At 65.4% G+C, this 13,946-nt stretch carries 13 protein-coding genes and 1 tRNA gene; 12 read left to right on the top strand and 2 right to left on the bottom strand.

Features of this window, described 5'->3' with window-relative positions:
• Positions 1–16: 16 nt before the first annotated feature.
• Positions 17–565 carry a mycothiol transferase gene (locus tag J4E04_RS21020; RefSeq protein WP_222650620.1) on the top strand — a complete coding sequence of 183 codons (549 nt, stop codon included), beginning with the start codon at positions 17–19 and terminating at the stop codon, positions 563–565.
• Here the strand turns inward: J4E04_RS21020 and J4E04_RS21015 are convergent.
• Both J4E04_RS21015 and J4E04_RS21010 read right to left on the bottom strand, forming a co-directional pair.
• Entirely contained in the window at positions 562–867 is a 306-nt protein-coding gene (locus J4E04_RS21015) for a hypothetical protein (RefSeq protein WP_490149565.1), read from the bottom strand. The two genes, J4E04_RS21020 and J4E04_RS21015, sit on opposite strands and share 4 nt — an antisense overlap.
• Positions 834–1,529, bottom strand: coding sequence for a type IV toxin-antitoxin system AbiEi family antitoxin domain-containing protein (locus J4E04_RS21010; RefSeq protein ID WP_490149564.1), 696 nt, complete (start codon positions 1,527–1,529; stop codon positions 834–836). Before J4E04_RS21010 ends, J4E04_RS21015 begins: the two co-directional genes overlap by 34 nt.
• A gap of 194 nt (positions 1,530–1,723) precedes the next feature.
• Here J4E04_RS21010 and J4E04_RS21005 point away from each other — a divergent pair, with 194 nt between their 5' ends.
• The 11 genes from J4E04_RS21005 (at position 1,724) to J4E04_RS20955 (ending at position 13,872) form a co-directional block, all read left to right on the top strand.
• Complete coding sequence (locus J4E04_RS21005; protein WP_490149563.1) at positions 1,724–2,677, top strand: DUF808 domain-containing protein; 954 nt, start codon at positions 1,724–1,726, stop codon at positions 2,675–2,677.
• An 11-nt stretch (positions 2,678–2,688) separates the two neighbouring features.
• Complete coding sequence (locus J4E04_RS21000) at positions 2,689–3,876, top strand: DNA polymerase III subunit delta' (protein WP_027506716.1); 1,188 nt, start codon at positions 2,689–2,691, stop codon at positions 3,874–3,876.
• Between the two features lie 62 nt (positions 3,877–3,938).
• Positions 3,939–4,014 (top strand) — tRNA-Thr (locus tag J4E04_RS20995).
• Positions 4,015–4,318: 304 nt separating this feature from the next.
• The gene (locus J4E04_RS20990; RefSeq protein WP_490149562.1) at positions 4,319–5,125 is read left to right on the top strand and encodes a type IV secretory system conjugative DNA transfer family protein; all 807 of its coding nucleotides are present in this window, start codon (positions 4,319–4,321) and stop codon (positions 5,123–5,125) included.
• Positions 5,097–5,609, top strand: coding sequence for a DUF4913 domain-containing protein (locus J4E04_RS20985; RefSeq protein ID WP_490149561.1), 513 nt, complete (start codon positions 5,097–5,099; stop codon positions 5,607–5,609). The genes J4E04_RS20990 and J4E04_RS20985 overlap by 29 nt, the downstream gene beginning before the upstream one ends.
• A 51-nt stretch (positions 5,610–5,660) precedes the next feature.
• On the top strand, positions 5,661–6,410 hold the full coding sequence (locus J4E04_RS20980) for a hypothetical protein (RefSeq protein ID WP_490149560.1): 750 nt from the start codon (positions 5,661–5,663) through the stop codon (positions 6,408–6,410).
• A gap of 36 nt (positions 6,411–6,446) precedes the next feature.
• Complete coding sequence (locus J4E04_RS20975) at positions 6,447–7,679, top strand: type IV toxin-antitoxin system AbiEi family antitoxin domain-containing protein (protein ID WP_490149559.1); 1,233 nt, start codon at positions 6,447–6,449, stop codon at positions 7,677–7,679.
• Positions 7,680–8,360: 681 nt separating this feature from the next.
• Positions 8,361–9,077: an SDR family NAD(P)-dependent oxidoreductase gene (locus J4E04_RS20970; RefSeq protein WP_490149558.1), complete on the top strand. Its 717-nt coding sequence runs from the start codon at positions 8,361–8,363 to the stop codon at positions 9,075–9,077.
• 92 nt (positions 9,078–9,169) lie between these two features.
• The gene (locus tag J4E04_RS20965) at positions 9,170–10,363 is read left to right on the top strand and encodes a sugar ABC transporter substrate-binding protein (protein WP_490149557.1); all 1,194 of its coding nucleotides are present in this window, start codon (positions 9,170–9,172) and stop codon (positions 10,361–10,363) included.
• 16 nt (positions 10,364–10,379) lie between these two features.
• The gene (locus J4E04_RS20960; protein WP_490149556.1) at positions 10,380–12,206 is read left to right on the top strand and encodes an ABC transporter permease subunit; all 1,827 of its coding nucleotides are present in this window, start codon (positions 10,380–10,382) and stop codon (positions 12,204–12,206) included.
• 22 nt (positions 12,207–12,228) lie between these two features.
• Positions 12,229–13,872, top strand: coding sequence for a N,N-dimethylformamidase beta subunit family domain-containing protein (locus J4E04_RS20955; protein ID WP_490149555.1), 1,644 nt, complete (start codon positions 12,229–12,231; stop codon positions 13,870–13,872).
• Positions 13,873–13,946: the final 74 nt, after the last annotated feature.

Here is a 13,946-nt window from a genome sequence, read left to right as displayed (position 1 = left end):
AGGAGAGGGGCACATCATGGCGGGGACGTACACATCCGTGGGGCCGTCGGTCGACGTCACGGGCGAGAAGCTCGATCTGGTCACCATCCTGGCCGATCAGCGCGGGATGCTCGCGATCACGGCGCGGGGGATCACCGATGAGCAGGCGCGTCGGCGCACGACCGTCAGTGAGTTCACGCTCGCCTCGCTGATCGCGCACGTCGCGTCGGTGATCCGCGGGAACGTGACCATGCTCGAGGAGCGCGACGAGACTTCGACCGTCGACTTCTCGGGATCGGGCGAGCCCGAGGTGCCCGAGTCGATCGAACAGGTGCTGGCCGAACTCGACTCCGCCGGCCGAGCGCTGGAGCAGTGCATCGCCGCGCTCGGCAACCTCGACGACCTGATCCCGCAACCCACCGCACCGTGGGCGCCGGAGCGCATCTGGTGGACGGCGCGGCGCGTACTGCTGCACCTGTTGCGCGAGATCGCCCACCACAGCGGGCACGCCGACATCCTCCGCGAGGCTCTGGACGGGCAGTCGACGATGGGTGTGGTGGCGGGTGACATGGGGTTGGAGTTCTAGGCGCGATTGCCGTCCTGGACGCGCACCTCCCCGCAGTTCGCGACCGTCCCGTGCCTGCGCGTACTGCCGAGGGGTGCGCGTCCTTCTGCTGCTGTGAGCGCTGCCCGGAGACGATCGGCGAGAGCCGACGTCGCCAGGTCGTTCCACGTCCACCGTTCGATCCGCCACTCCAGTGAGCGCAACCGGTCCTCGCGCAGTTTCTCGGCGATCACCACATCCGCTGCATCCCCGTACTCGCGGTACTTCGCGAGCCCGTCGAACTCGCCGATCACTCCGTCGAACAGGAAGTCCGGCCGTCCCACGAAGCGTCCGCTCTCGTCGAGGACGTCGCATTGGAGCGCAGGAGCGGGGAGGCCGTGCCGGTGCAGGTAGACCCGGCTCCGAGACTCACCCACGCTCTCGGCGCCACCGTCCATGAAGGCGATGGCCCGCCGCGCCCTGTCGATCCCGCGACGACCGTGCGCTCGGGCCAGCGTCGCAGCCAGATCGTCCGCCGATGTTCGGCGCAGAGCAGCATCGCCTTTGAGCAGACCGAGGACTCGAACGGCCGACTACAGGCGAGGTCGACGACTGTTCTGGCGAGCGAGGTGACACGCACCCCGTCGACCGTCGTCACGTCGTCCGGGTGCAGTGGCGATGCGTGCACGACGCGCGACGTGCCGGCCCGACCACCGCCGGATCGATTCGCCGTCAGGTGTGCTCGACGATCGATGTCGGGCCACAGGTCGATGCCGTGGACCAGCGCTGCCGAGCTGTGGCTCACCACCAGATCGCTGTCGGAGGAGAGGACGGCGGCGCGTAGCTCGAGCAGTCGGCGGGTGCGGTCGTCGGACAAGTCGGTCGTCGCCGGATCGACGTAGACGCCGCGGCGCACGGGAACGATCGAACCGGACCGGACAGCAGCGCGTACCTCACCGTCGGACACGCCGCGTCGTCGGAGATCGGCTCGGGGGATCAGACACATGCATCGAAGGGTGCGCGATGCGGGCGTCGAGTCGTCGACCGTGATCCACAGGCTGGGGATGGAGAATGTACGCGCACCTCTCGGCAGTTCGCGACGGTCCAGGGCCTGCGCGAACTGCTGCGAGATGCGCGGCCGAGCCCACCCCCGGAGCGGTACTCTCACTCTCGAACCACTGACCTACTTCGGGAGTACTGATGGCCGGCGGACTCGTAGCCCTGCTCGACGACGTGGCAGCGCTTGCCAGGCTGGCGGCGGCGTCGATCGACGACGTCGGTGCCGCGACAGGCAAGGCGACGGCCAAGGCCGCCGGTGTGGTCATCGACGACACCGCCGTGACGCCGCAGTACGTGCGCGGCCTCGCCGCCGAACGCGAGCTCCCCATCGTGCGGCGCATCGCCCTCGGGTCGCTCCGCAACAAGCTGCTCATCATCCTGCCGATCGCGCTGCTGCTGAGCCAGTTCCTGCCGTGGCTGCTGACGCCGATCCTCATGGTCGGCGGTGCCTACCTCAGTTACGAAGCGATGCACAAGATCTGGGGCGCCATCTCCGGACACGGCGCTCACGATCACGAGGAGGACGGACCTCGCGACGAGGACACCGTCGTCGCCGGAGCCGTGCGCACCGACCTCATCCTGTCCGCCGAGATCATGGTCATCGCGCTCGACACCATCGCCGCCGAGGGTTTCTGGAGCCGACTGATCATCCTGGCCGTCGTCGCCGTGGTGATCACCGTCCTCGTCTACGGCGTTGTCGGTCTCATCGTGAAGATGGACGACATCGGTCTCCGGTTGGCCGACACCTCGTCGGGCATCGCGCAGACCGTCGGGCGCGGCCTGGTCAAGGGCATGCCCAAGGTGATGGCGGTGCTGTCCGTGGTGGGCACCGCGGCGATGCTGTGGGTCGGCGGCCACATCCTGCTCAACGGCATTGACGAGCTGGGCTTCCACCCGATCTACGAGTTCGTCCACCACATGGAGGACGCGGTCCACGACGTCGCCGGTATCGGGGGTGTGCTGGCCTGGATCGTCAACACGCTGGCATCCGCGCTGATCGGTCTCGTCGTCGGCTCGATCGTCGTGGCCGTGATGACCGGGGTGTCCTCGTTGCTGGCCAAGCGTCGCGGTGGGGCTGTCGCACAGGAGCACTAAGATCTTCTCCCATGGCGGGAGTGTTCGAACGGCTGGTCGGTCAGCACGAGGTGGTCGCCGAGCTGTCCGACGCGGCGGCGGCTGCGCGTGAGGGTGACATCGGTTCCCGCATGACGCACTCGTGGCTGTTCACCGGGCCTCCCGGGTCCGGCCGCTCCATCGCCGCTGTCTGCTTCGCGGCTGCGCTGCAGTGCACGGATCCGGACGTCATCGGGTGTGGCCACTGCCACGCCTGCACCACCACCATGCACGGCACCCACGGCGACGTGCGCCGCATCGTGCCGCAGGGCCTCAGCATCTCGGTCAAGGAGATGCGCGAGGTGGTGCAGATGGCAGCGCGTCGCCCCACCACGGGGACGTGGCAGATCGTGGTCATCGAGGACGCGGACAGGCTGGGTGAGCGCGCCTACAACGCGCTCCTCAAGGCGGTCGAGGAGCCGCCGGCCCGCACCATCTTCCTGCTCTGCGCACCGTCCGTGGATCCGGAGGACATCGCCGTCACCATCCGCTCGCGCTGTCGGCACGTGGCTCTGGTGACGCCCAAGCCCGACGACATCGCGCGCGTGTTGCGGGAGAACGACGGCCTGGACGAGAAGACCGCCGCGTGGGCCGCCTCGGTGGGCGGCGGACACGTGGGCCGTGCGCGCCGCTTGGCGACGGACCCCGAGGCACGCGAGCGACGGCAGCGGGCACTGGGCATCGCCAAGGCGGCGCTCCGCCCCGCCACCCAGTACGCGGTGGTCGAGGAACTGGTGAAGGCCGCCGAGTCCGACGCGGTGCAGATCAACGCCGACCGCGACGAGCGGGAGACCGACGAACTGCGGACGTCACTCGGCGCCGGCGGCACCGGCAAGGGTGCAGCGGGCGCGCTGCGCGGATCCGCCGGCGTGCTCAAGGAACTGGAACAGCGGCAGAAGTCGAGGCGCACTCGTACCGGTCGAGACTCGCTGGACCGGGCACTCATCGACCTCGCCGGGCTGTACCGCGACGCTCTCGCACAGTCGTACGGCGCCTCGTCGACGATGACGCACCCCGACATGGAGGACCAGGCCCGCGGCCTCGCCTCGGTGTCGACTCCCGAGTCGTTGCTGCAGTGCATCGAGGCGATCCTCCGGTGCCGCGAAGCGCTGGAGATGAACGTCAAGCCCAAGTTCGCGGTCGACGCGATGGTCGCCACACTGGGCGCGGCGGCCCGCTGACCCCCGTTTTGGGTTCGGGCGGGGGGACCGGTTAAACTTGCGATGGCTCCTCAGGGAGCCACGCCGCCTTAGCTCAGTCGGTAGAGCATTTCACTCGTAATGAAAAGGTCAAGAGTTCGATTCTCTTAGGCGGCTCCACAACGTACCCTGATCAGCGGTTATGCGCCTCGCATAGCCGCTTTTTCAGCTTCGCATGCTCCTGAATGAAGTGGCGTGAGTCCTTGGAGTACATGCCAGCACTGCCCTGACCAGCAAGTATTCGAAAACTGACCTTTTCATCCGGACTGTTGAGGTCGCCGGTCCCGGTGGCTCTGACCTGCGCTTTCAGTCTCGGTGACACGAGGGTGACACGATCCGTAACGGGACTAGTTGGTGTGCGGACGTGCGCGGACTCACGGTGGTCCGATGTGGCGGTGCACTGCTGCCGTGCCGGGCCGGATCCGTGCAACGTTCTTCGACAGCGTTCTCCGCCGAGGACGCCCCCACCCTGTTCTGTCTGTCGATGGAGGACGCCGCCCACGAGTGCGGCGCCCTGGTCACCGCATTGACGGTCGCCGTCACCGACGCCCTGGTGTACCGGGCCACCGCCACCCCCGCGAAGGAATCGCTGCCGGCGGGTCGGCTGCGGGTGCCGGCGACCTACGCCCTTGACGAAGCCGCCAACGTGGTGCGGTGGCGTCAGTTGCCGAACCTGTACAGCCACTTCGGCTCCCGCGGCATCACCGTCACCACCATCCTGCAGTCCTGGTCCCAAGGGGAGGAGTGCTTCGGTCAGGGCGGGATGAAGAAACTGTGGGGCGCCTCGACGATCCGCGTCTACGGCGGCGGCGGATCCACCGACGACGGCCGGTTCCTTGAGAACACCTCCGCCGCCCTCGGTGATCACTGGGAGATGAGTCAGACCGTCTCCAGCAACTCGACCGGGCGGTCGAGCTCGCAGCAGCGGCAGAAGATCCGCACCCTCCCCGCGGACGCTCTCGAAGCGATGCCGGCGGGGCGGGCGATCCTGCGCGCCGCGAAATGCCCACCCGCAATGATCGAGACGATGCCCTGGTATACCGGGCCGTTCCGGGCGCCGTCGCCGACGCCCGGGTCCGTGCCGGCAAGGACCCTGTCGCGCATCCCGCTGTTGACGACCCTGATCCAGCGGACGCGTCGCTCCGCCGGTCCCCGACCAAGCATCCGGTCGCAGTGCCGCGGTCGGACGCGGCGGTGGCCTCGTGAGCGACGAGTTCGATCTCGACACTGACACGAACGGCTCCTGGCCGGGTGATGCATCATCAGCCGACGACGACCGAGACGAATTGCAGAACAGTCACACCGACAACGAGGCAGGCACGGCGGGGGAGCAGGCCGACCCCGAGACTCGGGGCCCGTACTACCCGAACGCGTACCAGTTCTTCGCCGAGTTCCTCGCCCCCGCCTACCGGCGCAAGACCATCGACCACCCGGCGATGCGGTGGTGCCCCAGCTGGTTCCTGCACCCCGAAGCCCGCGCCCGCGTCGACGCACTCTGGCGGGCATGGGAGTACCTACGGCTCGACCCGGCCACCGGGATGAGTGTGTGGTGGAAGGACCACGCCGATCACCACATGTCGAGACTGCTGTCCCCGGACGGCACATTCAAGGACTGCACCCCCGACCACCGGCAGGTGCACCCACTGCCGAGCATCACCATCCCCGCCGAACTGTTGGCACTCCACACCGCCGATTCACCTGTGTCGTCCGCCTGACGGCACCCGTACCTGCCAGACACTCGTAACCCCCTGTACCGAGGAGCCATCATGGCCGACGACGAACACGAACAGCTCTCCCGCCAGACCGGCATGGTCCTGCGCACATCGATCCAAGTCGCGATGCAGGTCGTCGAGGCCATCGCCCGCCGGCGCGAGCAGAATCTCCGCACTGCGGCCGCCGCGTCGGAGGCACGCTCACGAGCCCTGGCCGGGCGGCTGAACGCCGAACAACGCTCCGCAGAGGCGTTCCTGCGCCGAACCGGTGACCGGCAGTGGTGGGCCACCGCCCAGGATGCGCAGATCGTCGACGCCGTCCGGATCGCGCACACCTGGAAGGACGCATCCCCGGTCGCCGAGCGGGCAGCGGTCACCATCGAGGACCGCCTACGCACCGACAAAGGCATCGACCTCACCGCGCTACGCGACACCATGAACACCGCAGTCGTCGCAGCTGCCGTCGAACGCGAACTCGCGGACCGCGCCGCACACGAACGCCAGGTCCATCAGAACGACGACCGATCAATTTACGGTACGTCGGAATCGCAGACTACGTCGTCAGCACACCACCTCCCGGCGAGCACCATCGAGTGGGACACCGCGCAGCGCCGAGAACGGCACCGAGCCGAGCTCACCACCGCAGGCCTAGACACCGAAGCGATCGACGCACACCTACTCACCGACATCGCCAACGCCGCCCCACTCGCCAGCGACTCTATGCGCAGGTCGGCAGCGCCTACGGCCACGCCGGGGGACCGAGGACCAGACGTCGATCACTCCATCGACCGAGGCGGTCGATAGGCCGGATAACTCAGTATCAAATGATACTGTTCATGAGTGCCATCAATACTGGAGCGGATCGTCGACCTCGCGGTCGATCACCACGGGTTCGTGACAACGCACCAAGCCCGTGAAATTGGAATCGATCCCGTTCAGCTGAGACTGCTCACAACCCGCGGACAACTGGAACACCGAAGTCGAGGTGTCTACCGAGTTCCCGGTACGCCCACCACTGAGCACGACAACCTTTCGGAAGCGATCGCATGGTCACGACATCGCGGTGTGGTGTCCCACGGATCGGCCCTGCACCTGCACGGACTACGCGCGGAAGACCCGACAAGCGTGCACCTGACAGTTCCCAAGAACGATTTCCCGCGCGCGGCTCACTCGGACCGCTACCTCCTGCATCGGTGCGATCTTCAGTCTTCCGACATCACGGAACGTTCCGGCATCACCGTCACCACGGTCGACCGCACACTGAGGGACTGCGCGAGCGCACAGATCTATACAGATGAGCTGCAGTCGATCATCGCTGCGGCAGTTGCTACGGGAGTGATCGATCGCCGCCGTGCTGACTCGATCCTCAGCGGGGAGGACCTCAGTGAAGAAGTCGGGGGACCCACATCCCGACGCGAGACCGCATTGGCAACGCTTCGTCTTCGCTCCCACGATGCGCCCGCATCGATGTCCCAGTCACGGCTTGCGGTCCTGCAATCCTTCATGAGACTGGTGGTCACGGATGGTTACGGCGGGGTGACCTTGCGGCGCTTGGCGTCCGATCTGGGCATGAAGGCACCTAGTCTGTACAGCCACTTCCCGGGCGGTCGAGACGAGATCGCTGCGGCAGCACTGCGCTGGAATTGCTTCGAATTCGCCCACAGTGCGGTGCGGGCGGTCGACAGCATCTCGGATCCTGACGACTTCTTCGATGCTCTCGTCCGAAACCATGCTGACCAGCAGTTCGGACTCGTTCAAAACGACATGTTCGATCTCATCCTGGCCTCCGACAGGATCAGCAACACGTTGCCTCGAGGTGTGCGCGACGAAGTTCTGGAGCTATCCGACGTGTACAGGAAGACGTTGGTGGCTGCGGCGTTGGATGCAGGATTCGCAGGTCACGTCACCCTCGGCGTCGATATCGCGATCACCGTCCTGGACGGGGTCACTTCATGGACTCGCCAACATCCCGACATGCAGCACAGTGATGTCGCCGAGACAGCCTTACGCACCGTTCGCGCCATCCTCTCGACGTCGCCACAGCCGGCCCGGACGGAACGCGCATTACGCTGAGGCACTCCGTGGCACCGCATCTTGATCCGCAGACCCGGCAGAAGGTCCAGTGTGTGGAGGCCGGACGAGCCGGCCGTCTCCTGCCCACGTGTAAATTCTGCGAAAAAGCTAACGAAAGTTAGTTCATGATCTGCGTCGCAGTGTTACGTTTTGTCCTGCCCGGCAACCCATCGGGTAACGACCCGCTCAGTGCGCACCGAGCGGATCAAGAAGAGCTGGACCACGGGTCGGTCAACAAGCCGTGTGCCCGCAGAAACAGTCTCAGCACGCGTCCGTTCGCTCAGAACTGGAGTTACGAATGACTTCGGAGCACTGCCCGATCGAGAACTAGCCACAGCGGGCGCCGAACGTTGCGGATGCAACCTGAGGCGTTTGATCCCGGGATGAAACCGCCCGATCCAGCAGTATCCGTGCGAGACCACAGCCGATGGTCCGCACTACTCAGGCCGCCCACCCTGACATCGGGACTATCTCGATCGCAGGGTCCATGTGACGTGACAGCTTCGGCTGCGCAACAACAAAGCCCGTCAACGACTGTCGGCGAGACTACGCACTCTCCGTTGACTCACTGGCGCATTCGCCGACCGACCTGACACAACTCTCCGAGAGGTGGCTAGACCTATGTCTACTGCGCTACAACACGATTCACCGACCATCGATCTCCGTGGACGACACGCCCTGGTGACCGGTGCGTCGTCGGGCATCGGCGCCGCTACGGTGACCGCACTCAAGGCTGCGGGAGCAACAGTGGTCGGCCTCGACCTCGGCGCCCCGACATCGACCGACGCCGACGACTTCATCGAAGGTGATGTGACCGATTCGACCGTGCGTGGCCGAGCGCTGGATCTGCTGGCCTCAACACCCGAGCACGCGATTCTCGTCAACAACGCCGGCATCGCACTGCAGAGGACATTCACAGACACAAGCGAGGCAGACACGCGGCGAGTGTTCGAAGTCAACGTCTTTGCGCCACTGCTCTTCACCCAGGAATTCGCAGCGCGTGGCTACGAGGGTTCGGTGGTGAATCTGGGATCCATCATGAGTTTCGGCGCCGAGACCGGCACGGGCGTCTATGCGGTGTCGAAAGCAGCCGTGGCGAACCTGACACGTCTCGCGGCGCTGGAGTATCGCGGACGGATACGCGTGAACGCAGTGTGTCCCGGGTCCATTCGAACCGAGATGGGTCTCGCATCGTGGATCGGTCAACACAGCGAAAGCGAAGTCGAAGCACGTCTGTCTGCCATCTATCCGACTGGTCGTATCGGTCTTCCTACCGAGATCGCACACGTGATCGCGTTTCTGGTCAGCGATCTCGCGACATTCGTCAACGGTGCCGCATGGACCGTCGATGGGGGATTGACCGCCGCGACCGCAGAACGCGGACTCGAGGTGCTCTGACGATGTCGAGCCAAGCCTCATCCTCTGCCACACCGCAACATGCAGCTCGGCTTCGAGCCACCAGGTCCCACCACACGACCGAGAAGAGAGCCATGACCACATCTTCACGCCGTTCGCCCGAGTCCGTCACCGGGCGCCGAGCGCGCAAAGCATTCTTCGCCCTGTCGATGTCCATAGCTGTACTCGCAGTCGCGTCGTGCAGTACCGGAACCGGTGCGGACTCCGACGGAGGAGGACTCGAGGCGCCGGCATCGCTTCCTCCGTTCGTCGCCGACACACAGTCCGGCGGGCCCACCGATCTGCCCCGTGTCATCGGAAATCCGCAGACGACCACGAACGAGTACGACAGCGATATCGTCGTCGGGCTCCGGGCGGGGGCAGCCGACACCGGTATGGAGCTGCAAGCGGCCGTCAGCGACGGAGATCCACAGCGACACACCCAGATCACCGACCAGTTCCGAACCTCGGGTGTCGGATCGATCGTGACCAGCGTGCTGGATCCGGCCGCGCAGGAACCGGGGCTGCTGGCCGCCATCGAGCAGGGCATCGCCGTCCAGACCGTGGTCCTGGGGCCGTCGACGTCGACCGCCAACGCCCCACAGTACGAAACGGGGAAGGCCCTCGCGCTGTCCGCGAAACGATTCGTGGAGAACACACTCGCCGGACAAGCGAAGGTCGCCATTCTCAACATCGACTCGGTCGAGTCCGTACGACCGCGCTACCAGGGCATTCGAGACGTTCTCAGCGAAATGCCCGGAGTCGAGGTCGTCGCCGACGTTGAGCCCGCCACCCAGGACAGTCAAGCCGGGTACGAGACGATGTCCACGCTCCTGCAGAAGAACCCACAAATCGACGTCGTCCTGGGCGAGGACTACTTCGGCCTCGGCGCCCTGGCAGCGATGCAGGCCAGCGGACGCGATCTGGAGAAGACCTTCATCGGTGGCACGAATGCATCCAAGGAAGCCAGGACCGACGTCGCGACGAACACCGCCTACCGCGCGGTCGTCAGTACCTCGCCGGCCATCATGGCGTACTCGATGGCCCGGCACGCCGCCGACTGGGTCGACGGCCGCGCCATCCCGCAAGGAATGTGCATCGTGCCACTCGTACTCGACACCCCAGGGGCAGTCGAAGAGTTCGAACGGGACATGAGTGACCTCAAGGGCACGTACGAAGATCCGGCACGCCTGTCCAAGTACCTCACATTCCAGGGAACGATCTCCTACGCCACCCGAGACCAGTGGTTCTCCGACACATGGACTCCGACCACGTGCACCGAGCAGTGAGAGAGGAAGGATCGTCGTGAGATCACCTTTGGCCAACGGCGCGCTGTCCGCTAGAACAGTGTCACCGGGACCGAACACGCGGAGATTGGGACTGCTGATCGTCGCGGCACTTCTCGTGCTGCTGTTCAGTATTCGGCACGATTCGTTCCTCAGTATGGACAACGCACAGACAACGCTGCTGAACGTCACCAGCATCGCGATCGCTGCCATGGGATCGGCCATGTTGCTGATCAGCGGTCATATCGATCTGTCAATCGGCGGGATGTACGCACTGGTGTCGATGATCGTCGCACTGGTGGCCGTACACGCCGGGATGCTCGCAGCTGTCGCGGCGGGACTGCTGGTGGGCGGCTGTCTGGGTCTCGCCAACGGGGCACTCGTTCGCGTTCTTAAGATCAGCCCGCTCATCGTGACGATCGGACTGATGTCGGTCTACGGAGGTGCAGCGTTCATCGTCGACAGCCGATCGATCTTCGGATTCGGTGACGACTTCCTCGCTGTCGGGCGCGGAAGCCTCGCCTCCATCCCGATCCCGACCGTCGTCGCCGTGATCACCGTCATCGTGATCGGGGTGTATCTGACAAGCACGGTCGGCGGGATGCGTCTCTACGCTGTCGGCGGCGACAAGCTGGCCGCGCAGCGTTCCGGAGTCCGAGTCGGCCGAACAGTTCTTTTGGTGTACGCCGCCAACGGACTGCTCATCGGACTCGCTGCTGTGCTCACCACGGCACAGCTCGGCAGTGCATCGCCCGCACTCGGCGCCAACTTCTCATTCGACGTGCTCACCGCTGTCATCCTGGGAGGTGTCGCGTTCGACGGCGGCGCCGGCAGACCGATCGGCATCGTCGTCGGCGTTCTCACCATCGGAGTCCTCAACGCCGGGCTCGTGTTCGAAGGTCTGCAGTACTGGTGGCAGGAAGTCGCAAAGGGCTCGATCCTGCTGCTCGCCTTGGCCGCAGATCAGGCCAGCGCCGCTCGACGCGCGCGCAATGCTGCCCGCGGCCCGACCGGAGCGGCCGCTCCGTCCGACACCGCTCAAACGCTGGCACCCGACTCGGGTCCGCTGACCCCGGACACCGGCTCGGCCGGCGACGTGGTGTTCGAAGTCAAGAATGTGTCCAAGACATACGGGGCGATGCAGGCGCTCGAACCCATGTCGATGACACTGCGCAGCGGGGAGATCGTCGCACTGCTCGGCGACAACGGAGCCGGAAAGAGCACCCTGACCAAGGTCATCTCCGGCGCTGTGAAGCCGACCACCGGCTCTCTCGTCCTGGTCGGCCGACCCGTCGAGTTCACCGAGCCCGCCGACGCACGCAGGGTCGGCATCGAGACCGTCTACCAGGACCTGGCGTTGTGCCCGAACCTCAACATCGTCCACAACATGACACTGGGGAAAGAGCCCACCAGGCGCAGGTTCGGACTCAAGTTTCGGGACGACCGCGCAGCCATGGCGGACACTGCGACAAAACTCGACAGGCTCGCGACGAGGACGATGTCCCCGCTGACACAGGTCGATGCCCTCTCGGGCGGTCAGCGGCAAGCAGTCGCGATCGCACGCGCGGTCGGCGACAACGTCCGGCTCGTGTGCTTCGACGAGCCGACCGCCGCTCTGGGAGTTTCCCAGACCGAGAACGTGCTGAGGTTGGCACAGGCCACCGCCCGCGAAGGATCAGCGGTGCTGATGGTGACCCACGATGTCGCCTCGGTGAAAAAGATCTGCAATCGGGTCGTCGTCCTCTCCCGCGGCCGGAAAGTGCACGACGGCCCCGTCGAGGACCTGTCCGAACACGAACTGCTCGACCTCATGTCGGGACGTGTGACCACCCTTGCCGCCGACTGACGATCCCGAGAGGAACGCAACAATGACAGACACCGACGACTACGAACGCGCGGCGTGCTATTTCGACTCCATGAGTGTCGCGCCGGGCGACCCGCTGACTGTTCACGCCGCAGTGCGCGGCCTCGACGAGTGGTACCTCGACATCTACCGCATCGTCGGCAATCAGGGCACCACGTTCTACCCGGAGGTCGAGTGGTGCCACCGAACTTCCGTCGATCCCGTTCGCTATTCCGCCACCCAGCCGGGCCCTCCCACGGTCGGCGGAGCCGACGCGAACGGATGCGGATGGCCCGCCCAGGAGGTCCTCTCGTCCGTGCCTGACGATTGGCAATCGGGCCTGTATATGGCGCGCCTGACCACGGAACCGCATGCAGCAGCAACGTTTTCGATGCGCTCGGCCAATCCGCGAGCCGCCGGTGGCCCCGGTGGGTGTTGCGCACTCTTCGTGGTCAGAGCAGGGACACCGAAACACCGGATCCTCCTGCAGCTGGGCGTCGCGACCTGGAATGCCTATCACCTGTGGAACGACCAGAACCTGTACCTCGGCGACGTCGGTGACATCTACGGTGAGGACAGTTACGAACTAAGGACGCCGATCGTGTCCTTCCAGCGGCCGGGAATCGGCTTGTCCGGTCGCAGCCGCATCCACACGTTTCCGCCGATCGCATTTCAGTACACCGTCCCGTTCGTGGAGTTTCTGCGGCAGGAGAAGATCGACATCGACTACTGCACGGGGATCGACATCCACTCCGGTGCAATCGACCTGCACGACTACGACCTGCTGCTGACCGTCGGTCACGACGAGTACTGGTCGGGCCGGCAACGGGATGCTGTGGACGCGTTTCTGGCAGGTGGGGGCAATGCCGCATATTTCGGCGGGAACCTGTGCTTCTGGCAGATCCGCTACGCCGACGACCTCACCAGCTACGAGTGCTACAAGCGGTCCTCGCATCTGTCGGGAGGCGAACCGCTCGATCCGCTGTACCGGGCGCCGGAAGAGAATCCCGATCACGACAACAGTGGTGTGACTGTCGAGTTCTGGACCGACCCGGTCAACCGCTCTCCGATCAGCACCATCGGCACTGAGATGCGCGCATTCGCCACCGACGCGGACGGTGCACGCGTACCCACGGTGGGGGCGGCCTGGTGGTGGGAGAACTATTACGGCCCAGCGCGGCCTCGCAAGGGGTTCACGGTGACTGTTCCAGATCACTGGGCCTTCGAGGGCACCGACTTGGGGAAGGGTGCGGTCTTCGGCGAAGCCCAGAAGATTGTCGGTTTCGAGTGCGACGGTCTCGATGTTCGATGGGTGGACGACGCGACGCCGGTGCCGATGCATCCGGAGATAGCAGCTGACACCACCATCGTCGCCTACGCGGACTGCAGTGACTGGGAGATCACCGCACAGGACCTCGACTCGGTGCCGGTCGGAGTTCAGGGGCGAGACATCGTCGCCTCCGCAGGAGGAATGGTCACCGTCGTGCACGCCAGAAGGGGTCCCGGTCAGATCTTCAACGCCCCGGTCACCGACTGGGCTCACACGCTGATCGACCTCGAGGACTACACCGAGATCTACACGTCGCCGCGGCCGGTGAACCCTGCATGCCAGGAAGCCCGGCGGATCACCCTCAACGTGCTGGACCGACTGGGACAGCGCAGGACCTGAACGGCGCGTCGCGGCCACTCTTACTCGGACGGTTCCATTTTGCTGCTGCCGGACACCCTTGTGGTGTCCGGCAG

The sequence above is a fragment of the Rhodococcus sp. NFXS4 genome (assembly GCF_058139645.1).
This window is presented reverse-complemented; position numbering and strand designations above follow the sequence as displayed.

Bases quoted from the DNA above. Each gene is read 5' to 3' on its own strand.
- J4E04_RS21020 (WP_222650620.1), top strand. From the start codon at position 17: ATGGCGGGGACGTACACATCCGTGGGGCCGTCGGTCGACGTCACGGGC.
- J4E04_RS21010 (WP_490149564.1), bottom strand. From the start codon at position 1,529: ATGTGTCTGATCCCCCGAGCCGATCTCCGACGACGCGGCGTGTCCGAC.
- J4E04_RS21005 (WP_490149563.1), top strand. From the start codon at position 1,724: ATGGCCGGCGGACTCGTAGCCCTGCTCGACGACGTGGCAGCGCTTGCC.
- J4E04_RS21000 (WP_027506716.1), top strand. From the start codon at position 2,689: ATGGCGGGAGTGTTCGAACGGCTGGTCGGTCAGCACGAGGTGGTCGCC.
- J4E04_RS20980 (WP_490149560.1), top strand. From the start codon at position 5,661: ATGGCCGACGACGAACACGAACAGCTCTCCCGCCAGACCGGCATGGTC.
- J4E04_RS20965 (WP_490149557.1), top strand. From the start codon at position 9,170: ATGACCACATCTTCACGCCGTTCGCCCGAGTCCGTCACCGGGCGCCGA.
- J4E04_RS20955 (WP_490149555.1), top strand. From the start codon at position 12,229: ATGACAGACACCGACGACTACGAACGCGCGGCGTGCTATTTCGACTCC.